We start from the raw sequence: 24,381 nt of genomic DNA on the forward strand, positions 1-24,381 counted from the left end.
GGAGCCGCTACCGCTGCGCGAACTGCTGCTACCTCCCAACGAGGAATAGGATGGGCCGCGATACGGTGAATACGAAAAAGAGGACCTGTAACCACGAGCACCACCTCGACAAGCAGGGCAATTTGCGGCCCCACTTGCCGTGCGATGACCATTCACGGGTGCTGTACATTGTGCCATCGAATTTGCTCCTTTGTTCGGGGGCGCTGGAAAGGCGGAATATATCGCGACGCGGTTCAGCCTTTCGGAGGATAGGGATCGTTGCCGTAGCTCCAGGCTTCGCGGAACTGTCCGTTCCGCCCCTGAATACGGAGCTCGGAGCCTTGGTTGCGGGCGATATCACGCCCATGGTCGATAGCTTCGCGCTGAGTTTCGAAGCTACGTGTAAGACGTTCGTTGCCTTCACCTCGGACGCCCCATTTGCCGCCATTGCGGACGACATATTGGTTCTTAGACATTGCTGTCTCCATTTAACACAGCCCCACCATTGGCGACCGATAACGTATCATATGATCTGACGACGAGAGTTGTCAAGTTGGCCGCTACGTGATAATATCATTGCATCTTACGGCGCGTCCCCTTATGGGCTGCGCCGCTTTGATTCAGGGAGAGAAACATGACATTTGCAGTCCGTCTGAACGAACTCCGGGTAAAAAAGAAAAAATCGCTGCAGGAAGTTGCAGACGCCCTCGGAGTTTCCAAGACTCATATCTGGGAGCTTGAAAAAGGCCGAACGGACAACCCATCGCTTGAGTTGTTGACCAAGATTGCGGACTACTTCAAGGTGTCGATCCGGCATCTGGTTGGCGAAGATTTCGAGAGCGACCAGAACGATGAAATGGCACGTATGTTCAGGCAGGTCGGGGATTTAGAAGAAAATGACCGGGCGATCATTGACGATATGATCCAGTCGCTTCGAAACCGCCGAAAGGGGGCAGATGGTAAAAATTGACCGCATGGAAATTGATGATGCTGGGAGCGATCCGAAGAGGCTCGCGAAGGCAATTCTGGATCAACTTCCAGACGATACGGTAATGGTGCCGGTCAGAGATATCGCGAAAGCCATAGATATCTATGAGATCCGGGAGGAACAGTTGAGCGGTCTTGAGGGAGCGCTCATTGTTCCCAAAGAAAAATCTGAAGGGGCGATCTTGATCAACAAAGATCGCCACGAAAGCCGAAAACGCTACACGATTGCCCATGAGCTTGGGCACTACGTACATCCGTTCCATCGAGCCAACAGCCCAGATGGCTTCCGCTGTAAGAAGAACGATCTGGCAATCACGAAGGCTAAGCCAAACGATCCACACTCGCGGATGGAACAGCAGGCCAACGAATTCGCTGCTGAACTGCTCATGCCAGCTCGAGTTGTCGCGTCCTTCGTTCGAGACACTGGCGAGGCTGATCTGACCCACATTCTGGAACTGGCTCGACGCCACGACGTGAGCAGGGAGGCAGCAGCGAGACGCTATATTCCCCGGATTGGTGATCCTGCTGCCATAGTTTTTTCGAAGGGAGGCGTTATTCGGTATGCGCGGAGCAATGAGTTCTTTCCCAAATTATCCGTTTGCAGAGGTGGCCAGGTTCCGCACCAAAGTGTCTCCGCTCTTTCAAGCGCCGAAATTGGAGAGATAACGGGTTGTGTTGAGGTTGCAGCGCATACGTGGTTGCAAAAAACAGCCGGAGTAACCTTGTTCGAGCAAACGCTGGCACAGCAAAACGGTTTCCGAATGACATTGCTCACGGCTGAGATCGAAGAGGTCGAGGATGGATGGGGGGCTCCATCGTTCTGACATAGTGCCGCAACCTATCCAAATGCGTCATTGCAATCATTGGTGCCGTCTGCAGCGAACTTCCGGAGTCCGCCCTCTTTGCCGAAAGGTCAAAAGCCTCAAACGCTTGGAATTTGAGGCGGGGCAGGGACGTGCGGCTCGGCATCTGTGAATAGGTTGGGAAAAAGCCGCTCTCGGTAGTCCAGGGGGAAACCCACGCGCACGGGGCTTTTTGCGGTCGCGGATTTCAAGAAGCCTGCTTCGGTCAGCACCTTGAGGTCGTCTCGTGCGCTGCGCTCGGATACGCCCAGAACCATGCGTGCCTCGCCGCGCGGCATCTCGCCGTGGGTCAGGCAATGCACCAGCAGGCGTGGCAGACGGTCGCGATCGGGATACAGATCACGGAGTAGGGCGGTGTAGCGGCGCGACAGCGCGTCCAGATCGAACATCGCTTCGGTGAAGCGCAACTGGTCCAGCATCACGGTCAGGAACCACGCCGAAAAGCTGGTCAGCGCCTTGAGCGAGAGATTTCCGCGCCCGTCGCGCTCGCCCATCCGGGCGCGGTCGGCACCATCCATCTGCTCCTTGTATTCCGGCGGGTCCTTCAGTCCGCGCGCAAGGCCCCGACTGATCGACCAAAGCCCATGTCCGCCGATCCCCGCCGCCTGACACATGGCATGCGACATCAACCGACTGACCCGTCCGTTGCCATCAAGAAACGGGTGGATGTAGTTCAGCCGGTGATGCGCCGCCGGGATCGACAGGATCCGGCCCGTCGCGCCCCGGGTCAGGCCATGATACCGACTGGCGAAATGATCAAGGAAGGCGGGCAGGCGGTGCGCCGAGGGCGGTTGGTGACGCCCGACCGAGACCTCTTGTCCTTCGGCGCGCAGGGCACCGGGTATGATTTCCAACCGTACGCCATCGTGCTCCGCAAAGCGGTACTCCTCTGGCATCGCCTCATAAAACCTGCGGTGGATTTCGCGGATGAACGCCACGGAGGTCGGCTCTGGCAGTGTCCCGGCCGAGTTTTGCTCGTCGATCCATGCTTGCACCCGCACATGCGCTGCGGCTTCTTCGGCGAGCGGGCGGTTCTCGACCTCCGCCATGCGTCCTGCCAACGCCGCTTCGATGTCGCGGGGGCGGGTGTTATGACCTTCGATCAGGTTGGAATAGTAGGCGTTCATGATGCGGGTCATGGCGCGCAGTTCGGCGGCGCTGTCAGGGTGCAGCCTGCGTGCCATGCCTTCGGCGGCGGACCGAATGTCGAGCACGAGGTCCGTCAGGGCGACGGGGATCTGTTCCTCGATCCCGCAAGGTTCGATGCGTGCCGGTGTTTCAAGTATCATTCTGCCGATTCCTCACACACTGATTATTTATATCAGATAACCAGTTATGGGAACTTAATAGCACGATTTGCCGATCTGCTCTGCCGATCCTGCGCATTTCCAAAGGGGCGCGGGCCTTGTGCCACAGATTGTTGCGCATTCTCACAGTTCCGGCCCGGCACACGGCGCGACCGGCTTGGGATTGGTGGCACCCGCGCGGGCCCGGTACACTGGATTTCAGAATCAGGTGCCAACAAGAGCACCGCCATTGAGGACCATCCCATGCATCCGCTGATTTACTCCTGCAAGCTGACCCAGACCCCTTCGAACCTGGCCCGGTTCCGGTTGCGCCCCGGTGACACCCTTTCAGTCTCGCTGGCCGATGACCACGTCGCTATGCTCGCCCGTCCAAGAGATTGGGCAAGCCGCTTGATTGGCTCTGGTCCACGTCCGATCGGACGCATCACGCCCGAGCACGAAGCGCGACTCCGGCCGTTCGTCGAAGAGGGCCACCACATGCGTATTCGCGTGGTCGACATCGAGGGCTTCATAGACAGACCTAAAGGTGTTTCCGTGTCGGTATGGGTGGACGGAATGACCTACAAATAGAGGCGCAAGCGGATGGCGCTTGTGATGAAAAAATAAATTAAATCAATGAATTGCCAAAACGCCGGTAATTCGGATTATGTAACAAAAATCTTAGAATAAGATAGTGCTGATCACACAGTGGATCGTCTGCACAATGGCGATTTAGGCAAAAAATATGCCTAAAAAAGAATGTGTTGGGTGTTTGATTCAGGTCAAAGTTGTTCTTCTGATTAATATTTAGACACTTTTGGAACTCGACACTGGCGGGGCTCCGATGATGTCACTTGAAGGCAGACGAAACTTCCTGCGCGGGCGCTTCCGGCAGAGCGATGGGTTGGCGATGTACCCACCCGGCGCACAGGATGCGTTTGCCGAGCTTTGCACAAACTGCGGCGACTGTGCCACCGCTTGCCCGGAGGGCATCATCGTCAAAACCGGTAGCGCACATCCCATTGTCGATTTCACACGTGGGGCCTGTACGTTCTGTGGCGAATGCAGTGCAGCCTGCCCCAGCGGTGCGCTTTTGGCCGAGAACATCACCCTTTGGCCCTGGCGTGCGACGATCCAGACGAATTGTCTGTCATTTCAGGGCATCACCTGCCGGGCCTGCGAAGACGCCTGCGAACCCCGCGCCATCCGCTTTCGCCTGATGACGGCCGGTCGCGCTATTCCCGAGATCGACACTGGTCAGTGCTCGGGTTGCGGCGAATGCGCATTCACTTGTCCGGCGCAGGCCGTGCGCTTTGAGCATGTCGATCATGCCGAGAAGGAGATTGTCCAATGAACATCTGTGGATGCCTGATCCATGTCGCGCAGGCACAGTTGCCCGCCGCACGCGCGCGCATGGAAAACACCGATGGCGTCGAAATCCACGCGGCGACCGACGACGGTCGCCTTGTTGTCGTGGTCGAAGACACCGATGAGGCGCGAGCCTCGGAGATCATCATGGGCCTGCACCAGATCCCGGGCGTGATCTCGTTGTCCCTCAATTACCACCATTTCGAAGACCTGTCGCAGGCGGCGCTCGCCGCTGCCCCCGCCCTTCAGCCGGAGATCTGACATGACCGTATCTGAATCCCGCCGCGCCTTTCTAAAGGCCACCGCAGCCGCGTCGACTGCCGCCGCCGCAGGTTTGACCCTGCCCGACGACGCTGTCGCCCAAGCTGCCGGCAATGCCGGCATCCGCTGGGACAAGGCGCCCTGCCGTTTCTGCGGCACCGGCTGTTCCGTGCTTGTGGGCACCAAGGAGGGGCGCGTCGTCGCCACGCAGGGCGACCCAGAAGCGCCGGTGAACCGCGGCCTGAACTGCATCAAGGGCTATTTCCTGTCCAAGATCATGTACGGCCAGGATCGCCTGACCATGCCGCTGCTGCGCAAGACCAACGGCGTCTACGACAAGAATGGCCAATTCGAACCGGTCTCGTGGGACGAGGCCTTCGACATCATGGCCGAGAAGTGGAAAGAGGCGCTGGCCAAGAAAGGCCCGACCTCGGTCGGCATGTTCGGCTCAGGCCAATGGACCGTTTGGGAGGGCTATGCGGCGGCCAAGTTCATGAAGGCGGGCCTGCGGTCCAACAACATCGACCCGAACGCGCGGCACTGCATGGCGTCTGCGGTGGTTGGTTTCATGCGCGCCTTTGGCATCGACGAACCGATGGGCTGCTATGATGACTTCGAGCACGCGGACACATTTGTCCTGTGGGGATCGAACATGGCCGAGATGCACCCGATCCTGTGGTCTCGCCTGACGGATACCCGCCTGACCAAGCCAGGCTCCGAAGTGCACGTTCTGTCGACCTACGAACACCGCAGCTTTGAACTGGCCGACAATGGCATGGTGTTCCGGCCGCAGTCCGACCTCGCGATCCTGAACTACATCGCGAATTACATCATCCAGAACGACGCGGTGAACTGGGAGTTCGTCGACAAGCACGTCAACTTCAAGCGCACCGATACCGATATCGGTTATGGCCTGCGCGACGAACATGAGTTGCAACAGGCCGCCGCGAACCCGAACTCGGGCAAGCTGGCGGACATGACCTTCAAGGAATACGCGGCCTCGGTGGCGGAATACACCATCGAGAAGGCATCCGAGATTTCCGGCGTGCCCGCCGCGCAGCTCGAACGGCTGGCGCAGCAATATGCCGACCCGAACCGCAAGGTCATGTCGCTTTGGACGATGGGCTTCAACCAGCACACCCGCGGGTCGTGGGTGAACGGGCTGATGTACAACGTGCACCTGCTGGTGGGAAAAATCTCCGAGCCGGGCAACTCGCCGTTCTCGCTGACCGGCCAGCCCTCGGCCTGTGGTACTGCGCGCGAGGTCGGCACCTTTGCCCACCGTCTGCCCGCCGACATGGTGGTGATGAACGACAAGCATCGGGAGATCTGCGAGACCGCGTGGAACATCCCTGCCGGAACCATTCCGCCAAAGCCCGGCTTCCACGCCGTGCTTCAGAACCGGATGCTGAAGGATGGCGTGCTGAACGCCTACTGGGTGCAGTGCAACAACAACATGCAAGCCGCGCCCAACATGAACGAGGAAGGCTTCCCGGGGTACCGCAATCCCGAAAACTTCATCGCCGTGTCGGACCCCTACCCGACCGTCACCGCGTTGGCCGCCGACCTGATTCTGCCCACCGCGATGTGGGTCGAAAAGGAAGGCGCCTATGGCAACGCCGAACGCCGCACCCAGTTCTGGCGCCAGCAGGTGGACGCGCCGGGCGAAGCGCGGTCTGACCTGTGGCAGGTCATGGAATTCGCCAAGCGGTTCACCGTCGAGGAAGTCTGGGGCGAGGAACTGCTGTCGCAAAAACCTGAATTGCGCGGCAAGACCCTGTACGAGGTCCTGTTCGAGAATGGCAAGGTGAACGCCTACCCGCTGTCGGAAACCGCCGAAGGCTTCGAGAACCAGGAAAGCAAGCATTTCGGCTTCTATGTTCAAAAGGGCCTGTTCGAGGAATACGCGGATTTTGGGCGTCACCACGGGCACGACCTTGCGCCGTTCGACATGTATCATCAGGCGCGCGGCCTACGCTGGCCGGTGGTCGACGGGAAAGAGACGCTTTATCGCTTCCGCGAGGGCTATGACCCCTACGTCGAAGCGGGCAGCGAGGTGCAGTTCTACGGTCGGCCCGACGGTCGCGCGAACATCATCTTTGCGCCCTTCGAAGAGGCCGCAGAGGTGCCGGACGAGGAATTCGACCTCTGGCTTTGCACCGGGCGCGTGCTGGAACATTGGCATTCCGGTTCGATGACGCGTCGCGTGCCGGAATTGCACCGCGCTTTCCCGAATGCCGTGGTCTTCATGCATCCCGACGATGCGCGGGACCGCAATCTGCGGCGTGGGCAAGAGATCATGATCTCGACCCGCCGTGGCGAAATGCTGAGCCGCGTCGAAACCCGCGGCCGCAACAAGCCGCCACGCGGTCTGGTGTTCGTCCCGTGGTTCGATGAGGGACAGTTGATCAACAAGCTGACGCTGGATGCGACCTGCCCGCTGTCCAAGGAAACCGACTTCAAGAAATGCGCCTGCAAGGTCGAGCGCGCGTAACCTGTTGAAAGTCTGAAGAATGCCCGCCACCGCCCCCATGTCACCCGCCCGACGCCGGTTCCTGACGGATACCGCGCGCATGGCTGGTGGCTGTGCGGTGGCGGGCCTTGGCCTTGCGTATCTGACGACCGATGCGCGGGCGCTACCCGCCGAGGCGCTGCGCCCGCCCGGCGCCCTGCCAGAGGATGATTTCCTGGGAGCCTGCATCCGCTGCGGGCTGTGCGTGCGCGATTGCCCCTATGACACGTTGAAGCTGGCCGAGCTGGGCTACGACGGCCCCGCCACCGGCACACCGTTCTTCACCGCGCGCGAGGTGGCCTGCGAGATGTGCGAGGACATTCCCTGTGTCGCCGCCTGTCCCACCGGGGCGCTTGATCCTTCGTTGACAGATATCGACAAGGCAAAGATGGGCACCGCCGTGCTGGTCGATCAGGAAAACTGCCTGAACTTCCTGGGCCTGCGCTGCGATGTCTGCTACCGCGTCTGCCCGGTCATCGATGAGGCCATCACACTTGAGCTTTCACACAACGATCGCTCGGGGCATCACGCCATCTTTGCGCCGACCGTCCACGCCGACCGCTGCACCGGCTGCGGTATCTGCGAGAAATCCTGTGTTCTCCCCGAGGCCGCGATCAAGGTTTTGCCCATCCGGCTGGCCCGGGCCACGAGCGCAGACCATTACCGCAAGGGCTGGGAAGAGCAGGAACAGAACGGCGCGCCTCTGGTCGACGGTTTGATAGACCTGCCCGATCGTCTTCCAGGTCCCGGCACGGACAACCTCGCCGCACCCGGCGGGTTCGAGCCGGTTTTCCAGCTTCCCGGAACGGAGGCGGGCCAATGAGCGCAAAGACACGGCTCCCCACCGGACAGGAAGCAATTGCCGTCAAAGGCTGGTTAGGTGCGCATAAATGGCTGCTGGCGCGCCGCGCATCGCAGGTGTTCTTTCTGGCGATCTTCCTTGTCGGGCCGTGGCTCGGCTGGCGTATCGTGGACGGTACGCTGGCGGGATCACGCACACTGAAAGTGCTGCCGCTGACCGATCCGTTCATCGCCCTGCAAGGCATCCTTGCAGGCCATTGGCCGGAACTGACGGCGCTGGTCGGCGCGCTGATCGTCCTGGTGGCCTATGCGCTGATCGGCGGTCGGATGTATTGTTCTTGGGTCTGTCCGATCAACCCGGTCACCGACGCAGCGCACTGGCTGCATGCAAAATTCGATATCCCGAAGGGCTGGCAACCCAAGCGGCACACCCGCCTGTGGCTGCTTGGCACCGTACTGGTCGTCTCGGGGCTGACCGGCACCGTCGCTTGGGAAATCCTCAATCCGATCACGATGGTCCATCGCGGTCTCGTCTTTGGCATGGGGGCCGCGTGGGGGATCGTCGTTGCGGTTTTCCTGTTCGACCTGTTCGTGTCCCGGCGCGGCTGGTGTGGCCACTTGTGTCCGGTTGGCGCCTTCTATGGCCTGCTGGGCCAAGGGTCTCTGCTACGCGTCAGCGCCTCGAAACGCGCGGCGTGCGACGATTGCATGGATTGCTTCGCCGTCTGCCCCGAGATGCAGGTCATCACCCCCGCCTTGCGCGGAAAGGGCGACGAAACGCCCCTGATCCTGAGCCCGGATTGTACCAATTGCGGGCGCTGCATCGACGTCTGTTCCGTCGATGTCTTTACCTTCACCCACCGGTTCGACCGCCGCATCGATGATGTGACGCAACCGGCCAAGCCTCATGTCGCGGAAAAAGCCGCCTAACCGAAAACACGGAGAGCATAGATGAAACTTCTTGCCATATTGGGGGTCTCCGCCTTCGCGTCCACCGTCGCCCTTGTGGGGCTGTCAGTGGCTCAACAGGCGGCCAACGTACAAACCCTGCGCAACACCAACATCGACGGCTTGAACATCGTCGACGACGTCTATCAGCAGCAAGAGGGTCGCGAGGCACGCAACTATCGCCAACAGCCCCCGATCGTGCCGCACTCTCTGGACCAGTATCAGATCGATCTGCGCACCAACCAGTGTCTGACATGCCACGATTGGTCCAACGCAGGCGACCGCGGTGCGCCGACCCTGTCCATGAGCCACTACCTCGATCGGGATGGCACGCAGTTGGACACCGTCGCGGGCACCCGTTGGTTCTGCAATCAGTGCCACGTCCCGCAGGCGGATGCGCCAGCTCTGGTGGGCAACACCTTTCAGCCCTCAAGTTCGCGATAAGGGAGACGACCCATGTCCGAACCGACAGAAAAGCGCCGCCTGATCCGTCGCATCTGGGATGCCATCTGGACCCCGACCGCCGTTCTTTCGACCGGCTTTCTGCTCATTGCAGGCTTTCTTGCCGGCATCCTGTTCTGGGGGGGCTTCCACTGGACGCTGGAAATGACCAATACCGAAGAGTTCTGCACCTCGTGCCACACGATGGAAACGAACCTTGGCGAGTATCGTGAAACCGTCCACTACAACAACCACTCCGGCGTGCGGGCGATCTGCTCGGATTGTCACGTTCCTCATGAATGGCAGTACAAGATGAAGGCCAAGATCATGGCCGTAAAAGATGTCTATCATGAGGTGCTCGGCACGATTTCAACGCCCGAGAAATACGAGGAACGGCGTCTCGAAATGGCGGCCGCCGTCTGGAAGAAGATGAAGGCCTCTGACTCGCGCGAGTGCCGCAACTGCCATGCCTTCGAGTACATGGACTTCACCATTCAAGAGACCCGCGCGGCGGATAACCACCAGAAGGCCATCGATACCGGCATGACCTGCATCGACTGCCACCAAGGCATCGCGCATGATCTCCCGCCGGGTTATCTCGAAGAATACAATCACGTCGTGGAAACCCTCGCCGAGGCAACGCGCGAGATCGATGACGATGTCGCGGCGATCAGGTCCTATCTTGGTTCGGGCACCGAGTGACGGTAGGGAAGGAGACTCAACATGCTTAGCTTTCTCGACCTTCTCGGCACGATCGGCGCCAGCATCCTTGGCCTGCCCGGCATTCTGGGCGTGGCCTTGGGCATGATGACGCGCAACCTGATCGTCGCCGCCGTTCTGGGCGGTGGGGTCGGCGTCGTCTCGCCGCTCTTGCTGGGCGGGTCGCATTCGACCCATGTTCCGATCACCCCTTTGGAATACGGGGTCGCACTGGTCGTCGGGGTTCTGGCCGGTTTGATCGGCTGCACAATCCGGCGTAGGGGCGCAACCGTCTGACAAAGGCATGAAACCCGGTCGATCAGGCCGGGTTTCAGTTTCAATGCGTATCAGCAGGTCTTGAGGTCCAAGTCAGGCCGGAACGGGCGCGTTCAGCCATTGGTGCAAAACGTCCTCCCGCAGGTCCAGCCGCGTGGCCAAACCTCCGGCAAACTGCAGGAACCCATCGTGGTTCAGCCGGTTGACGGCGGTCAGCACGGGAATGCCACGCGTCATTGCCAGCGCAATGGCGTCGCATAGTCCGCGCCCCTGGCATTCCTGCGCGCCGAACTTGTTGATGATCAGCGCATCCGCCCCCGACCTCAGCGCCCGACAGACCTCGGTCGAAGCAGCTTCCAGCGACGCGGGATCAAGCCGGCAGCCACGTGATCCGCTGCCAAGTTTCTGGGCAATGGCGATACGCGGTCCAGACGGCAGGACCGCAAGGTCCATATCGCACGGATGGTCGGACCCTTCGGGGGCGCGGCATTGCACAAGCCCCGCCACGACCCGGCCTTCGGATTGCAACCGCGCGACAAGAGCCGACAGCATGGTATCCGCGCCGCCGCGCGTGTCTGGCAGCACATAGCCAAGTCGCGTTTGGGCAATCTGTGACATCGGTCAAATCCCTTGGTTGAACGGCAAGAAGTCCACCATATCGCCGGGAGACAAGGCTTCCGCGTCGGCGGGGATCAGGACGCATCCATCGGCTAACACCATCGGCGTCATCCGCCCCGAATGCACAGGACCGCCAATCGTGACCGAACAGCCCGTTGCATCGAGCACCGCTGGCCGGACCTCGGAGCGGCCCGGTTGGTGTCTGACCGGGTTGAGCACGTGCACCCGATGCAAGCGTTGAGCGTTCGGCGCGCCGCAGAGCGCATCGCGCAATGGCAATCCCAGCAGCACGAAGGTCACGTAGGCCGACATCGGATTGCCAGGCAAGCCCAGCCAGCGCGCAGCGCCGATCTGTCCAACGACCACGGGTTTGCCGGGTTTGATGGTAACCGATGGAATGTCGATACGCGCGTCCAACAAGGCCGCTGCGGCCCGCATGTGATCCTCTGCCCCAACCGAGACGCCACCGGTGGTCACCACCAGATCAGCCGCGGCGCTGGCCTGCGCAAGCGCTTCGAGATGTGCGTCGAGCGTATCGGGCACGTGCCTGTGCATGACCAGGTCCGTGTCGGGCCGAGACAATAGCGCTGCCAGCATCGGCCCGTTCACATCCGGGATCTGTGCATCGGACAAGGTCGCGCCCGCTGGTCGCACCTCATCTCCCGAATTCAAAAGGGCGACCCGGACGCGGCGGCGCACCGTGACGCGCCCCACCCCACCCGACGCGGCCGCGGCAATGGCTCTGGGCGTCATTCGGCAGCCGACGGGCAGAATTTCAGCCCCGTGGGCCATTTCTTCGCCCCGCCTGCGGACATGCGCACCTTTCGCCGGGCGTTGATTGATCCGGACGCGATCGCCGACCAGCACGACATGTTCCTGCATCACAACGGTGTCCGTCCCGTTGGGCAAGGGAGCGCCGGTGAAGATGCGCACGGCGTTTCCAAAGGCGACCGGAGCGCCCGACGCGCCCGCAGCGACACGGCCTGCCAAAGGAAGCTCCCATGGCCCCGCGCCTTCCAGCGCCGAACTGGACAGCGCAAACCCGTCCATCGCGGAATTGTCAAAGCGCGGGACAGGAAAAGCCGAACACACTGTCCGCGCCAGAACCCGACCGGTGGCCTGCGACAGCGTAATCTCCTCGACCTCGGGCACCGGCGCGGCCAATCGTGCGGAAAGCGCCATCGCCTCGTTCAGGCCCAGGCTTCCCGACGCAGTGCAGCCGCAGCTGCAATCCCGTTCGGCTGTCATGTCTTTCATCCGGTCCTCCGGGCTGTCTGTGGCGGCCAATCTCGAATAGATGCTTTTCCAGAGCAGGTTTAACAGGTCCCGCAGCGCGCGACTTAATCTGGATCAAACCGCATATAGGAATTGCCGGGACAGGTCATCGAGAAGAACCGGAGACGGCCTTTTGCCCGACCTTGGGACGCAGAAGCCACGGCCCCAGCCGCCACGCCAAAATTGCAAAGGCAGCGGTCCAGGCCACGGCTGCGAGGTCGATGCCATCCAAAGCGCCAATCGTGACCTGCCCTGCCGTGACCCGGAACACCATCGCAGTCAGCACAAGCGCAAACGCGCTGGCCAAGGCGCGCCCGGCGATCAAGGCACGACCCGTGTGCCCCATCGTTGCCCGCATCATGACGGCCACGGTCATCGCAGTCACGGCGCCGATGCCCAACACATGTGCTCCGACATTCTGCGCCATCAGGTCCAGCGCCGAGGCCGACACCGCCGCCAATCCCATCGGCACCATCAGGTAGGCAAGATGCAGCATCAAAAGCAGCGGTGAACGCCATGTGTCATGGCCACGCCAGCGTGCGAGCCGAAACAGATGCAGGACGGCGGCCAGACCTGCAAGAACCGCAGAGCCCATGCCGACAGGTGCGGCAACCCAACCGACCAGGGTGGCGGCACCGATGACAAGACAAACCACATCGAACCGGTTGAACGCTGTTGGCAGGGATTTCGCGCCGCGCTGCACCAACCAGTTCCGGCTGAAGCTGGGGACAATGCGGCCGCCGATCAACATGATGAGGAAGATCAGAAGTGCCATGCCGAACCGCCGTCCATGGTCGGCGGTGCCTGCGCTCATCGCTTCGACGTGAAACAGGACATTTGCCAGCCAAAGAAGGGACACAGGCACCAGCACCTTGAGATTTCGCCAGTTTTTGCCAGCCACGACCTCGCGTGCGATCATCGCGGCCACGGCCAACAGGAAAACCTGATCCACAAGCAACACGAGTGCCGGCCCAAGCCCAATCAGCCCGGCCACCGACAAACGCCCCGCAAGCCAGAACGCCAGCAGGACAGCCAGCGGCCAGCCTCGCGTGGGTAGCCGTCCGGTCCAGTTCGGGACCGCCGTAAAAAGAAAGCCCGCGACCACGGCTGCACCGTAGCCGAAAATCATCTCATGGGCATGCCAGTCGGTCGGCGCGAATGGACCGTCAAGAACGACGCCGCCGCGCCAGACCGACCACCAAAGCGGCAAGACCAACAGTGCAAACACGGTCGCGGCCAGGAAGAAAGGCCTGAACCCGTAGGAAAACACGGCTGGTCCGACAAAAGGTGCGCGCGAAGACATGGGGCAACTCCTTCAATAAGATCGGGCGACCCTCACGTGTCGCCCGAACAAGTCTGATGACGCGGGACGATGCGTCACTCGACCTGAGCCAGAATATCCGCCATGCGGGCCTTGGCCTTGCCCTTTTGCTTGACTGCGGCGGCCGCATCGAGGTTCACGGCATCACCAACCTGGATCACCGCGACCATGCCCATGGAATAATGCGGTGTGCATTTGATGCCATAGACGCCTTCGGCATCCACGGTCAGTTCGAACGCTTCGTTGAACTTGGTCTTGAAGCTGTCGACCCCGTCGGGAAGCATGCCGTCGATGCTTTCGACATTGTGGCCCTTGTCGGTGGGCACGAACTGGATCACGTCGCCCGGCGCGGCCTTCACGAAGGCGGGTTCAAAGACCATCACGCCTGCCTCGCCCTTGTTCAGCATGTGGATTTCATGCGTTTCGGCGCTGGCCACACTGGCAATCATGGCAAAGGCGGCGGTCATCATCATGGATTTGAACATCGGAGCATCCTTTCTGCGTTTCCGTCTGTTTCGTCTGCCCTTGATTTGCCGTACAACGTCGACCCGAACGTTGCCCTTGCACAAACTCCGGATGCGAAACCGTGCCGAAACTCGATGAAAGCCTGCTGACCGGCCTGCCGCCGTTTTCCCTGCTGGACCGGGCGCAGATTCGCGAGATCCTCGATCAGGCGGTGTCGCGCCGCTATGACGAGGGCACGGCGATCTTCCGCGAAGGGCATGACGCCGACCGGTTCTACCTGTTGCTGGATGGCTATCTGCGCGTGATCCGCTCGACACCGGGGGGCGAGCAGATCATCGTGCTGCACATTTCCCCGGGGCAGTTGTTCGGCATCGCCCCGGCGTTGCAGCGCGACACATATCCGGCGACAGCCATCGCCGCGGCCGAGTCCATCGCGCTGTCATGGCCAGTCCGGGTTTGGGACGACTTCATCACGCGCTACCCCGGCTTTGCCACCGAGAGCTACAAGACACTTGGTCAGCGCCTTGGCCAGATTCAGGAAACCCTGACGGAGATGGCAACCCAAGCCGTGGAAAAGCGCGTCGCCTGCGCCCTGCTGCGGATGGTTCACCAAAGCGGGCGCAAGTCGGACAAGGGGATCGAGATCGCCTTTCCGGTCACGCGACAGAATATCTCGGACATGACGGGCACGACGTTGCACACGGTCAGCCGACTGCTGTCGGCGTGGCAAAAGGACGGCATCGTCGAATCGACCCGCAAACATATCGTGGTCACCGATCCGCATGCATTGGTGGTGCTGAGCGAAGCGTGACGCCTACGGCTTGATGCGGGCCTGCAATTCATCGCGAAACGCGTCTTCGTCCAGATCATATTCCAGACAGGCATCCGTAATGGCGTGAAACGGCGCGATCAGGCAGCCGGGGCACAGCATGCGCTTGTCCATGAAGGCTCCGGCCATGTCCGGCCAGGCGGCGAACAATTCGGCCAAGGGCAGGTCAGGGTCGTCGAAATCAGGCTGTGACATGGGCGGTCCTTTCATAGCCACATGTTGCCCGCACCTTTCGTCCGCTTCTTTGCGTTTGCACAACAAGCGGCCCGTCAGCCCCCGGTAGACAGCGGTTATCCGAAACAATTCGACAGGACCGCGACATGTCTGAATTCCTAACCAAATCGCGGGCAAGGAACGTGTTCTACGGGGGATCCATATTCTTCGTCGTCGTGTTCGTGGCCCTCACGGCGCAAAGCCACCGGCACATCGTGGACAAGGCCACCGCCGGGATGCCCCTGACCGATGAGGTCGTGCTGGGCAAACATGTGTGGGAGCGCAACTCCTGCATCAACTGCCACACGCTGCATGGCGAAGGCGCCTATTTCGCCCCCGAGGTCGGCAACGTGATGACCCGCTGGGGCGTCTTGGACGACCCCGAGATGGCCTACGAGATGCTCGACAGCTGGATGCAGGCGCAGCCCTCGGGGATCGAGGGTCGCCGCCAGATGCCGCATTTCGAGATCACCGAAGAGGAGATGCGCGGCCTCGCCGAATTCCTCCGCTGGGCCGATCAGACCGACACCCAGAACTGGCCGCCGAACGACGCGGGCTGAGGGAGACAGAACCATGAAATACCAATCGCAAAAAGTGGCCTACGCCTATTTCCTCGCGGCGATGGCGCTGTTCGGCATTCAGGTGCTGGGAGGGCTGCTGCTGGGCTGGATCTATGTCTCGCCCAACACCCTGTCCGAAGTCCTGCCGTTCAACATCGTGCGCATGATCCACACCAACGCGCTGATCGTCTGGTTGCTCCTGGGCTTCTTTGGCGCGGCTTACTACCTCGTCCCCGAAGAGTCCGAGCGCGAGATCTTTTCGGTCAAGCTCGCCTATATCCAGCTGGCGATCCTTGTGGTCGGAACGCTGGGGGCGGTGGGGTCCTACCTCGTCGGCATCCATGGCGGGCGCGAGTTCTTGGAACAACCCTTGTGGGTCAAGTTCGGCATCCTCGTCGCGGCGGTGATCTTCCTCGTGAACGTCTCGCTGACCTTTCTGGCCGGGCGCAAGACGGCGATCACCAACATCCTGATGATGGGTCTATGGCTGCTGTGCCTGCTGTGGGTCTTTGCCTTCATCAACCCCGACAACCTGAGCCTCGACAAGATGTACTGGTGGATGGTCGTGCACCTGTGGGTCGAAGCCACATGGGAGCTGGTCATGGCCGCGATCCTTGGCTTCCTGATGTTGAAGCTGACCGGCGTCGACCGCGAGGTGATCGAGAAATGGCTCTATGTCATCGTCGCCACTGCTCTGTTTTCCGGCATCCTCGGCACCGGGCACCACTTCTACTGGATCGGCACGCCGGGTTACTGGCAGTGGATCGGCTCGATCTTCTCGACATTCGAAGTCGTGCCGTTCTTTGCGATGATGTCCTTTGCCTTCGTCATGGTCTGGAAGGGCCGTAAGAACCATCCGAACAAAGCCGCGCTGCTGTGGTCGCTGGGGTCCTCCACCGTTGCCTTTTTCGGTGCGGGTGTCTGGGGCTTTTTGCACACGCTGCACGGGGTGAACTTCTACACCCACGGCACGCAGATCACCGCCGCTCACGGCCACCTTGCCTTCTACGGCGCCTACGTGGCCCTGAACCTCGCGATGTTCACCTATGCGATGCCGATCCTGCGAGGCCGTGATCCCTATAACCAGGTGCTGAACATGGCGGCGTTCTGGCTGATGACCGGCGGCATGGCCTTCATGACCTTCACGCTGACCTTTGCTGGGACGATCCAGACGCATATGCAGCGCATCGTCGGCGACTACTTCATGGACGTGCAGGACCAGCTGGGGCTGTTCTACCTGATGCGCTTCGGTTCTGGCATCGCGGTGGTGCTTGGTGCCCTGCTGTTCATCTACTCGATGCTCGTGGTGCGCCGCGAGGTTGTGAAACCCGGCCCCGTGGCCGTTCCGGGAGAATAAGCCATGAAAGACCTGAGCACACCCGACCTGCCCTTTTACCACGCACAATCCGACGAATGCGCGGTGTTCCAGACGGCCTATGAGAACTGCCTGCCCCTTCTTCTGAAGGGGCCGACAGGCTGCGGCAAGACCCGCTTTGTCGAACACATGGCCGCGCGCCTTGGCCTGCCGTTGCACACCGTCGCCTGCCATGACGACCTGAGTGCATCGGACCTGATCGGGCGCTACCTGTTGAAGGGTGGCGAAACCGTCTGGGTCGACGGGCCGCTGACCCGCGCCGTGCGCGAGGGGGGCATCTGTTATCTCGACGAGGTAGTCGAGGCCCGCAAGGACGTGACCGTCGTCCTGCACCCGTTGACCGATGACCGGCGCCGTCTGGTCATCGACCGCACGGGCGAGGAATTACAGGCGCCAAAACCCTTCATGCTGGTGGCCAGCTATAACCCCGGATATCAGAACGTGTTGAAAAAGCTGAAGCCGTCGACGCGCCAGCGCTTCGTCTCCATCGGCTTCGATTTCCCGACACCCGAGGTCGAAACCCCGGTTGTCATGCGTGAAAGCGGGCTGGATGAGGGGCGCGCCAGCGCCTTGGTGCGGCTGGCGGGCAAGATCCGCGCGCTATCCGGCATGGATCTGGAAGAAGGCGTGTCCACCCGCCTGCTGATCTATGCCGCGACGATGATCGCGCGCGGCATGGCGGTGGACCGCGCCATCGAAGCCGCCATCATCGAACCGCTTTCCGACGAGCCGGACGTGCAGCAGGCGCTGCGCGATCTGGCGGCCGTGATCTACGGGTGACGCCATGATCCATGTCCTCGACCTGATGGAGCCCGAAGAGACCGTCGGCAACCTCTGGCACGACATGGCGTCGCGCTGGGGGGCCGCAGACACGGACGCAAAGCGCGCGGTGACGTTCGAGGCCATGCGGCCCTCGGTACTGGCGCTGTTTCGGGCGCTTGGCGGCGCGGCGGGGGTGGAAATCACCCCGGCCCCGCTGGCCACATCGGATCACCGCCCCGACCGGCTGCGGCGCATCGGCACCTCGCGCGAAAAGCTGCACGTGGCGGATTTCGACGGCGACCGCCTGCGCCTGCCGCCGGTGATCGACGCCTTTGCCACGCGCGATCTGAACCGGGCGTGCTATCTGTGGCTGACGGCGCTGGCCGCCTGTGTCGACCTGCCCGCACCGCTCGCTGATCCGCTCGCCGCCGACCGGGCCGAGATCGACGCGCTGGCGCAGGCGTCTGACCGGGCCTATGTCGCCTGTCCGGGCCTCCGGCTGCCGCATGCCCATTTCTGCACCCATATCACCCTGAACCGCCACCGCACCGGCCTGCCACGCTGCGAAGCGGGGATCGAGCGGATGCTGCTGGACCAGCTCTGTGGCCACGCGCCCCAGTGTGAGTGCCTGGACTGCCCTGCCCCGCGCGGCTATCGCAGCTTTGCGCCGCTGCCGATCTGGCCGCGCCTGCTGCACCGCACCCGCACCGACCAGCCCGCCGCCGCCAGTGACGAGGCCTCCGCCCCCGCGATGGCCCTGCCCACCCGCAAGGAGGCGCGCCGCGAAGACCGCGATCAGGCCAACCGCAACGACAGCTTCATCGTCCACCGGTTTGAATCGATCATGTCCTGGGCCGAAAGCCTGAACATCAACCGCATGGTCGATGACGACGATCAGGATAACGCCGCCAAGGCTGCCGAGGATCAGGACCACCTGACCCTGTCGCAGAACATCAAACGCGCCGCCACCCGCCTGCGCCTGTCGCTTGACCTGTCGCCGCAGGATGCCGATCACGAACGGCTTGCGGGCAAGTTCACCTATCCCGAATGGAACCGCCGCACCGGCGCCTACATGCCGGATCATACCCGCGTGCTGGATGCAGAGGCGGTGCCCCGCGCCGACTACGCCCCCGATCCGCGGCTTGTTGCCCGCGTGCGGCGTCAATTCGCGCCCCTGCATCCCCGTCGCGTGATCCTGCCCCGGCAGCTGGACGGTGATGATCTGGACCTTGACGCCGTTGTGACGTCGCAGACCGACATGGCCTGCGGACACGAAGGATCTGACCGGGTCTGGCAATCCGGCCGCCCGATGGCGCGTGACCTCAGCGTAGCGATCCTGATGGATTGCTCACGCTCGACCGAGGCCGCGCTTGGGCAGACCTCGGTGATCGAAACCGCGCGCGAAGCGCTGGCCGCGCTGGCCTGCGGCATCGACACTGCGGGCGACCGGCTGGGCATCTGGGGGTTCTCGTCGTTGAAACGGGACCGCGTGTTCCTGCACCGGGCCAAGACCTTTGCCGAACCCATGTCCCACGCCGTCACCACCCGCATCGGCGGTTTTCGCCCCGGCCATTACACCCGGTTGGGGGCCGCGATCCGGCATGTCTCGGCGCAGCTGGCCGACGAGGGCGCAACCCGGCGTCTTTTGCTGGTGCTGACCGATGGCAAGCCCAACGACCTCGACCACTACGAAGGCCCGCATGGCATCGAGGACAGCCGCATGGCCGTGCGCGAGGCCCGTGCCCTTGGGCAGGCCGTGCATGGCGTGATCGTCGATCAGGACGGGCAAGACTGGTTCGCCCGCATCTTTGGCCGTGCCGGATTCACCCTTCTGCCCGATCCCCAGCGCCTGCCGCGCGCCCTGCCTGACATCTACCAGACCCTGACCATGGAGAGCTGACATGAAACGCTTTTTCACCCTTGCCGCCCTGATTCCTGCCCCCGCATTGGCCGGGTTCGACAGGCCCATCCCACAGCCGCAAACCGACGTTGCCGAGTTCTGGTTCTTCGTCGGCTCCGTCGCCCTGATCGCGGCGCTGGTCGCCGTGCAGATGCTGGTCAGCCGGCGATGAGACCGCCGTGGAAACTGCTGGCCGGGCTCTATCCGTTCGGCGCAGGCGCGATGGGGGTGAATCTGTTCTTTGCCTCGCTGATCGGGTCTTGGCTGGGCTGGCCGGTGCTGACGCCCTGGCAGTCTGCCGCCGGGGGGCTGGTGATCGGCCTACCCGCGACCTATGCCTTTGCCTGTCACATCACGCGGTTGATGAAGGAGGTCGATGAGGCATGACCGGCTGGACGGAATACACCCTTGCTCTGGCACTGTTCGCCGCCAGCCATTTCGTACCCCGCCTTTGGGGGCTGCGCGAGCGGCTGATCGGCGCGGTCGGACGGCGGGTCTATTTCTCGGTCTACGGGTTGATCTCACTGGCGCTGCTGGTCTGGGTGATCTCGGCCGCCGGGCGCGCGCCCTATGTCGAGCTTTGGCCGCAATGGCCGTGGACGCGCTGGGTGCCGAACGTGGCGATGCCCTTGGCGCTGGTGCTGTTCGTCTGCGGGATCGGGATGGCGCAGCCCTTTACCTTGGGTGGACGCAAAAGCTTTGACCCCGCGCGGCCCGGCTTTGCCGCCATATCCCGCCATCCGCTGTTCCTGGCACTGGCGCTCTGGGCCGGGGCGCATCTGGTCCCGAATGGTGATCTGGCCCATGTCATCCTGTTCGGCAGCTTCACCGCCATGGCGCTGGCCGCAATTCCCGTCTTCGATGCTAAGGCACGGCGCGCATCCGACCTGCTCAGCCATACGGCGCTGTTTTCTCTGCGCCCGCTCGCCGATCCGCATTGGCGCCGCGCCAACCTGCGCAGCCTGCTGATCCGCACCGCCATCGGCCTAACCCTGTGGATGGGCACCCTGCATCTGCACGCGCTGGTGATCGGCGTCTCGCCCTTTCCGGTTTGAAGTTTGATCCCGCGCAAAGTCGCGCCCCGCGAAAAGGCGCATATCGGGCGCATGAAACACATTGACCGCCTCAGATCCCTTGGCCTGTTCGACCAACGGGTGCCCCGCTACACCTCTTACCCCACCGCGCCGGTCTTTTCGCCTGAGGTCGGCGCGACCGAGCAAACCCGCGCGCTGGCCGCGCTGGACCCGGGCCAGCCGGTCTCGGTCTACCTGCACATCCCGTTTTGCGAACGCCTGTGCTGGTTCTGCGCCTGCCGCACGCAGGGGACAAAGACGCTCTCGCCGGTGGAAAGCTACCTTGGCACGCTGGAACAGGAACTGGCGCTGCTGAAGGATATCCTGCCCAAGGGTCTGCGCATGGGGCGGATGCATTGGGGCGGCGGCACGCCGACGATCCTGCCGCCCGAGATGATCCACCGTCTGGCACAGGCCGTCCGCGACGTCATCCCGCCCACCGAGGATTGCGAATTCTCGGTCGAGATCGACCCGACCATGGTCGACCGCGCCAAGATCGCGGCGCTGGCTGCCGAGGGCATGAACCGTGCCAGCATCGGTATTCAGGACTTCGACCCGCTGGTGCAGCAATCCATCGGACGCCTGCAACCCTTTGACATCACGCGGGCCTGCGTCGACGACCTGCGCGCGGCGGGTATCCGGTCGCTGAACGCCGACCTCGTCTATGGCCTGCCCCATCAGACCGCCGAACGGCTGGACGATACCGTGTCAAAGGTGCTGGACCTGAATCCCGACCGTGTCGCGCTGTTCGGCTATGCCCATGTGCCCTGGGTGTCGAAGCGCCAAAAGCTGATCCCCGAGGACGCGCTGCCCGCCGAAGAGGCCCGGCACGCGCTGGCCAACCTTGCCGCCGCACGGTTTACCGGTGCGGGCATGACAGCCATCGGCATCGACCATTTCGCCCGTCCCGGCGACGGTCTGGCCCGGGCCGCCGAAACAGGCCACCTGCGGCGTAACTTCCAAGGCTATGTCGACGACACCTGCCCGACGCTGATCGGGTTGGGGGCCTCGTCGATCTCTCGCCTGCCCGATGGCTACGTGCAGAACGCACCCGCCACCGCCGCCTATATCCAGAGGATCGAGGCCGGACAGCTGGCCGGCGCACGGGGCCACGTGATGACCGGCGACGACCTGCTCCGGGCCCGCGCGATCGAAATGCTGATGTGTGACTTCCGGCTGGACCGCAGCGCGCTGCGCGCCGCCTTTGGCGCGCAGGCCGCGACGCTGGATGCGCAGATTGCGCTGGTGGGTGAGCGGTTCGGCGATCTTGTCGCCGTGACGGATGAGTCGCTGACCATCGCACCCGAGGGCCGCGCGCTGACGCGGATCATCGCCAGCGCTTTTGACGCACATGTGCCCGAGGGCATCCGATACAGTCAGGCCTCGTAGCCGGGTTATGCGGGGGTCAACTCCCCCGCACTAACCGGAACCCAAGGTGATCCGGCGGCAGCCCCACGGCACAGCCGCCGACACTGGCATCGCGGACAAAGTCGATCACCGCGGCACGATGCACGCCCCCGGCAATGCGCACACCGCAATAGGCCGCGGTCTCGGCCACCGTGCCATCTGCCGCAAGGGTCCCGTTCTGCATACAGCCATCCGTCCATTCCCACACGTTGCCGGACACGTCCGCCAACCCGTTGGAATTCAAACCGAACGCCCCGGCCCGGTAGAGGGCGGGATCGGCCTTACGGCGCAGGGTGATGCCGTTTTCATAGCTGGCCAGCATCTGCGCACCGGGATCGGCGGCGTCGTAGTCGGGTCCGCTGTCGCCATGGCGCTCGGCTGCGGCCAGTTGCCATTCCGCTTCGGTTGGCAGGCGCCACGGCTCTCCTGTCTGGTCCGCATACCATGCGGCAAAGGCGCTGGCGTCGTTCCAGTTCACCCCGGTCTGAGGCGCGTCCGACTGCACAATCCGAGCCGGTTCACAGGCTCCGTCGGCCACGCAGGCCGCGTATTGCCCGCCCGTCACCTGATATTTCATGATCTCGAAACCCGGCACGGTCATCGAGGCCCGCCGAGGCGTACGCGTCTTGCCGTTTTGCGAAAAATTCCCGAACGGGCGAAAGGCGATCTCTCCGCTGGCGATGCGCACCATGTCGGGCGGGTCAAAAGGCGGCGCGTCGGGGCGCGGTTCCAGCATGGCCATCACGCCCGCCACTCCAAGCAGCGGCAAGAGCAATAAGAGTTTCATCGGTCTCTCCTCGAAAACGCAAGGGGCGCCCGCATCGTGCGACCGCCCCTGCCCTTTCCTTTTGTGCCCAACTCAGAAGGCGGCCAGATCGGTCGGCGCAAGGACCTGTTCCATCAGGTCGTTGTTCCAATCGCCCTCGACCTTCACATGCGCGGTCGCCCCAAGGTTCACCGCCTCGATCAGGTTGTGGTTCACATAGGCGTAGACCCCCGGTTGCAGGAAGGTATACAGCGCCGCCCCGGCCGAGCCGCCGCGGATGAACCATGTCTCCATGTCGCGGTCGGGCACGTTGTTGAACTTGCCGTGCTCCCATACGAGGTCACCATGCCCGCCGATCAGGTGAGGGCGTGTATCGCGGTTGGCTTGGCTGTGGACGAACAACACCCGCTCGCCGACATTGGCGGTCATGGCGTTGTCGCCGGTCAGCGCACCGACCTTGCCGTTGAACACCACATGCGACGGGATCAGCCCGTTCATGACTTCGAGCGTGTCGGGATAGCTTTCGCCCGCATCGGCGTAGCGCTTGTAGTTACCGCTTTCATCCTTCGGAATGTAGAATTCGTTCTCGCCGATATAGTAGACGCGATCATATCCGACCGGGTTGCCCTCGTGGTCCTTCAGCCCCTCGCGCGGCAGCACCATGATCGTGCCCACCATGCCAGAGGCCACGTGCCACGGGATCATGGGGCCGCCGGGCGCGCAGTGATAGACGAAGGTGCCCGGACGTGTCGCCTTGAACCGCAGGATGGTCTTTTCGCCCGGGTTCACATGGGTCAGTGCACCCCCGCCCAACGCCCCTGTCGCGGCGTGGAAATCGATGTTGTGCTGCATCAGGTTGTCTTCGGGGTTGATCAGGGTCAGCTCGACATAGTCGCCCTCATGCACGACCATCATCGGCCCGGGGATCGACCCGTCAAAGGTCATGCCTTGCAGGTAGGCCCCGTCATCGACCTCGATCTCCTTTTCGACGATGGTCATCTCGAATTCGACGATGCGCGGCGCGCCCGGCGCGACCTGTTCGTGGTCGTGCACGAAGGGCGGCGCGACCAGTTCGCGCTTGATGCGGGTGAGACTCGACAGGTCCGTAGGGGCCGCAAGGGGGGCCGCCACCGTCTCGGCACTGACAGCCTTGGCAAGGATCGGAAGCGACGCAACACCGGCTGCGCCCATCAGTGCGGCTCTTCTCGTAAGCATGTTCTCATTCCTTCTCGGTATGTCTGCGCGTTGAATCAAGGTTACCCAGAGGCCCGGCGCGGAACGTTGCGAAAAGGCAAACTCCGTCCAACTTGGCACGCGTTTGACCCGTACAAGCAGGGGCTTGCCGACCCGGTGACATACAAAAAGCAACGCCCCCGCAAATTTCGCGGGGGCGTCA

At 62.5% G+C, this 24,381-nt stretch carries 29 protein-coding genes; 20 read left to right on the forward strand and 9 right to left on the reverse strand.

What is annotated here, in order from left to right:
- Window positions 1-233 precede the first annotated feature (233 nt).
- Window positions 234-455, reverse strand: a complete 222-nt coding sequence (locus E4Z66_RS19000) for a DUF2188 domain-containing protein (protein ID WP_136464672.1) — start codon at window positions 453-455, stop codon at window positions 234-236.
- 158 nt (window positions 456-613) lie between these two features.
- On the opposite strand from E4Z66_RS19000, the gene E4Z66_RS19005 reads away from it, so the two are divergent.
- Window positions 614-949: a helix-turn-helix domain-containing protein gene (locus tag E4Z66_RS19005; RefSeq protein WP_136464673.1), complete on the forward strand. Its 336-nt coding sequence runs from the start codon at window positions 614-616 to the stop codon at window positions 947-949.
- Window positions 936-1,790, forward strand: coding sequence for an ImmA/IrrE family metallo-endopeptidase (locus E4Z66_RS19010; RefSeq protein ID WP_136464674.1), 855 nt, complete (start codon window positions 936-938; stop codon window positions 1,788-1,790). The genes E4Z66_RS19005 and E4Z66_RS19010 overlap by 14 nt, the downstream gene beginning before the upstream one ends.
- A 98-nt stretch (window positions 1,791-1,888) precedes the next feature.
- On the opposite strand, the gene E4Z66_RS19015 is transcribed toward E4Z66_RS19010, so the two are convergent.
- Window positions 1,889-3,118 carry a Fic family protein gene (locus E4Z66_RS19015; RefSeq protein WP_342773468.1) on the reverse strand — a complete coding sequence of 410 codons (1,230 nt, stop codon included), beginning with the start codon at window positions 3,116-3,118 and terminating at the stop codon, window positions 1,889-1,891.
- A 261-nt stretch (window positions 3,119-3,379) separates the two neighbouring features.
- Here E4Z66_RS19015 and E4Z66_RS19020 point away from each other — a divergent pair, with 261 nt between their 5' ends.
- From E4Z66_RS19020 to E4Z66_RS19060, 9 genes are all read left to right on the forward strand, one after another.
- Window positions 3,380-3,706, forward strand: coding sequence for a hypothetical protein (locus E4Z66_RS19020; RefSeq protein ID WP_136464675.1), 327 nt, complete (start codon window positions 3,380-3,382; stop codon window positions 3,704-3,706).
- A gap of 226 nt (window positions 3,707-3,932) precedes the next feature.
- The gene (napF, locus tag E4Z66_RS19025; protein WP_246036091.1) at window positions 3,933-4,469 is read left to right on the forward strand and encodes a ferredoxin-type protein NapF; all 537 of its coding nucleotides are present in this window, start codon (window positions 3,933-3,935) and stop codon (window positions 4,467-4,469) included.
- Window positions 4,466-4,744, forward strand: coding sequence for a chaperone NapD (locus tag E4Z66_RS19030; protein ID WP_136464676.1), 279 nt, complete (start codon window positions 4,466-4,468; stop codon window positions 4,742-4,744). The genes napF and E4Z66_RS19030 overlap by 4 nt, the downstream gene beginning before the upstream one ends.
- A 1-nt stretch (window position 4,745) precedes the next feature.
- Window positions 4,746-7,238: a nitrate reductase catalytic subunit NapA gene (napA, locus tag E4Z66_RS19035; RefSeq protein ID WP_136464677.1), complete on the forward strand. Its 2,493-nt coding sequence runs from the start codon at window positions 4,746-4,748 to the stop codon at window positions 7,236-7,238.
- 37 nt (window positions 7,239-7,275) lie between these two features.
- A complete protein-coding gene (gene napG, locus E4Z66_RS19040; RefSeq protein WP_246036092.1) occupies window positions 7,276-8,079 on the forward strand; it encodes a ferredoxin-type protein NapG in 804 nt (267 codons plus the stop codon).
- Entirely contained in the window at window positions 8,076-8,987 is a 912-nt protein-coding gene (gene napH / locus E4Z66_RS19045; RefSeq protein WP_136464679.1) for a quinol dehydrogenase ferredoxin subunit NapH, read from the forward strand. The genes napG and napH overlap by 4 nt, the downstream gene beginning before the upstream one ends.
- Window positions 8,988-9,008: 21 nt before the next feature.
- Window positions 9,009-9,449, forward strand: a complete 441-nt coding sequence (locus E4Z66_RS19050; protein ID WP_136464680.1) for a nitrate reductase cytochrome c-type subunit — start codon at window positions 9,009-9,011, stop codon at window positions 9,447-9,449.
- Window positions 9,450-9,461: 12 nt separating this feature from the next.
- Window positions 9,462-10,148, forward strand: a complete 687-nt coding sequence (locus E4Z66_RS19055; protein ID WP_136464681.1) for a NapC/NirT family cytochrome c — start codon at window positions 9,462-9,464, stop codon at window positions 10,146-10,148.
- Window positions 10,149-10,169: 21 nt separating this feature from the next.
- Entirely contained in the window at window positions 10,170-10,442 is a 273-nt protein-coding gene (locus E4Z66_RS19060) for a hypothetical protein (RefSeq protein ID WP_136464682.1), read from the forward strand.
- Between the two features lie 72 nt (window positions 10,443-10,514).
- Here the strand turns inward: E4Z66_RS19060 and E4Z66_RS19065 are convergent, their stop codons facing one another.
- From E4Z66_RS19065 to E4Z66_RS19080, 4 genes are all read right to left on the reverse strand, one after another.
- Window positions 10,515-11,039, reverse strand: coding sequence for a DUF2478 domain-containing protein (locus tag E4Z66_RS19065; RefSeq protein ID WP_136464683.1), 525 nt, complete (start codon window positions 11,037-11,039; stop codon window positions 10,515-10,517).
- A 3-nt stretch (window positions 11,040-11,042) separates the two neighbouring features.
- Complete coding sequence (locus E4Z66_RS19070) at window positions 11,043-12,296, reverse strand: molybdopterin molybdotransferase MoeA (RefSeq protein ID WP_136464684.1); 1,254 nt, start codon at window positions 12,294-12,296, stop codon at window positions 11,043-11,045.
- A 124-nt stretch (window positions 12,297-12,420) separates the two neighbouring features.
- On the reverse strand, window positions 12,421-13,617 hold the full coding sequence (locus tag E4Z66_RS19075) for an NnrS family protein (protein WP_136464685.1): 1,197 nt from the start codon (window positions 13,615-13,617) through the stop codon (window positions 12,421-12,423).
- A gap of 74 nt (window positions 13,618-13,691) precedes the next feature.
- Window positions 13,692-14,120, reverse strand: coding sequence for a pseudoazurin (locus E4Z66_RS19080; RefSeq protein ID WP_136464686.1), 429 nt, complete (start codon window positions 14,118-14,120; stop codon window positions 13,692-13,694).
- Between the two features lie 101 nt (window positions 14,121-14,221).
- On the opposite strand from E4Z66_RS19080, the gene E4Z66_RS19085 reads away from it, so the two are divergent.
- Window positions 14,222-14,911, forward strand: coding sequence for a Crp/Fnr family transcriptional regulator (locus E4Z66_RS19085; protein WP_136464687.1), 690 nt, complete (start codon window positions 14,222-14,224; stop codon window positions 14,909-14,911).
- Between the two features lie 3 nt (window positions 14,912-14,914).
- Here the strand turns inward: E4Z66_RS19085 and E4Z66_RS19090 are convergent, their stop codons facing one another.
- Window positions 14,915-15,124 carry a DUF1858 domain-containing protein gene (locus E4Z66_RS19090; RefSeq protein ID WP_136464688.1) on the reverse strand — a complete coding sequence of 70 codons (210 nt, stop codon included), beginning with the start codon at window positions 15,122-15,124 and terminating at the stop codon, window positions 14,915-14,917.
- A 125-nt stretch (window positions 15,125-15,249) separates the two neighbouring features.
- On the opposite strand from E4Z66_RS19090, the gene E4Z66_RS19095 reads away from it, so the two are divergent.
- Genes E4Z66_RS19095 through hemN form a run of 8 tightly spaced genes read left to right on the forward strand, consistent with a single transcriptional unit; the run spans window position 15,250 to window position 22,201 of the window.
- Window positions 15,250-15,702 carry a c-type cytochrome gene (locus tag E4Z66_RS19095; RefSeq protein WP_136464689.1) on the forward strand — a complete coding sequence of 151 codons (453 nt, stop codon included), beginning with the start codon at window positions 15,250-15,252 and terminating at the stop codon, window positions 15,700-15,702.
- A gap of 13 nt (window positions 15,703-15,715) precedes the next feature.
- Window positions 15,716-17,059: a cbb3-type cytochrome c oxidase subunit I gene (locus E4Z66_RS19100; protein ID WP_136464690.1), complete on the forward strand. Its 1,344-nt coding sequence runs from the start codon at window positions 15,716-15,718 to the stop codon at window positions 17,057-17,059.
- A gap of 3 nt (window positions 17,060-17,062) precedes the next feature.
- Window positions 17,063-17,857, forward strand: a complete 795-nt coding sequence (locus E4Z66_RS19105; protein ID WP_136464691.1) for a CbbQ/NirQ/NorQ/GpvN family protein — start codon at window positions 17,063-17,065, stop codon at window positions 17,855-17,857.
- Window positions 17,858-17,861: 4 nt separating this feature from the next.
- A complete protein-coding gene (locus E4Z66_RS19110) occupies window positions 17,862-19,739 on the forward strand; it encodes a nitric oxide reductase activation protein NorD (protein WP_136464692.1) in 1,878 nt (625 codons plus the stop codon).
- 1 nt (window position 19,740) lies between these two features.
- A complete protein-coding gene (locus tag E4Z66_RS19700) occupies window positions 19,741-19,911 on the forward strand; it encodes a hypothetical protein (RefSeq protein WP_168797839.1) in 171 nt (56 codons plus the stop codon).
- A complete protein-coding gene (locus E4Z66_RS19115) occupies window positions 19,908-20,126 on the forward strand; it encodes an NnrT protein (protein ID WP_136464693.1) in 219 nt (72 codons plus the stop codon). The genes E4Z66_RS19700 and E4Z66_RS19115 overlap by 4 nt, the downstream gene beginning before the upstream one ends.
- Entirely contained in the window at window positions 20,123-20,794 is a 672-nt protein-coding gene (locus tag E4Z66_RS19120) for an NnrU family protein (protein WP_136464694.1), read from the forward strand. The genes E4Z66_RS19115 and E4Z66_RS19120 overlap by 4 nt, the downstream gene beginning before the upstream one ends.
- A gap of 51 nt (window positions 20,795-20,845) precedes the next feature.
- Window positions 20,846-22,201 carry an oxygen-independent coproporphyrinogen III oxidase gene (gene hemN / locus E4Z66_RS19125; RefSeq protein WP_136464695.1) on the forward strand — a complete coding sequence of 452 codons (1,356 nt, stop codon included), beginning with the start codon at window positions 20,846-20,848 and terminating at the stop codon, window positions 22,199-22,201.
- A gap of 16 nt (window positions 22,202-22,217) precedes the next feature.
- Here the strand turns inward: hemN and E4Z66_RS19130 are convergent, their stop codons facing one another.
- Window positions 22,218-23,006 (reverse strand): formylglycine-generating enzyme family protein, encoded by a 789-nt coding sequence (locus tag E4Z66_RS19130; protein WP_136464696.1) that lies wholly within the window; start codon window positions 23,004-23,006, stop codon window positions 22,218-22,220.
- A gap of 72 nt (window positions 23,007-23,078) precedes the next feature.
- Entirely contained in the window at window positions 23,079-24,200 is a 1,122-nt protein-coding gene (nirK, locus tag E4Z66_RS19135) for a copper-containing nitrite reductase (RefSeq protein ID WP_136464697.1), read from the reverse strand.
- Window positions 24,201-24,381: the final 181 nt, after the last annotated feature.

The sequence above is a fragment of the Aliishimia ponticola genome, assembly GCF_004803475.1.
GTDB classification, from domain to species: Bacteria; Pseudomonadota; Alphaproteobacteria; order Rhodobacterales; family Rhodobacteraceae; genus Aliishimia; species Aliishimia ponticola.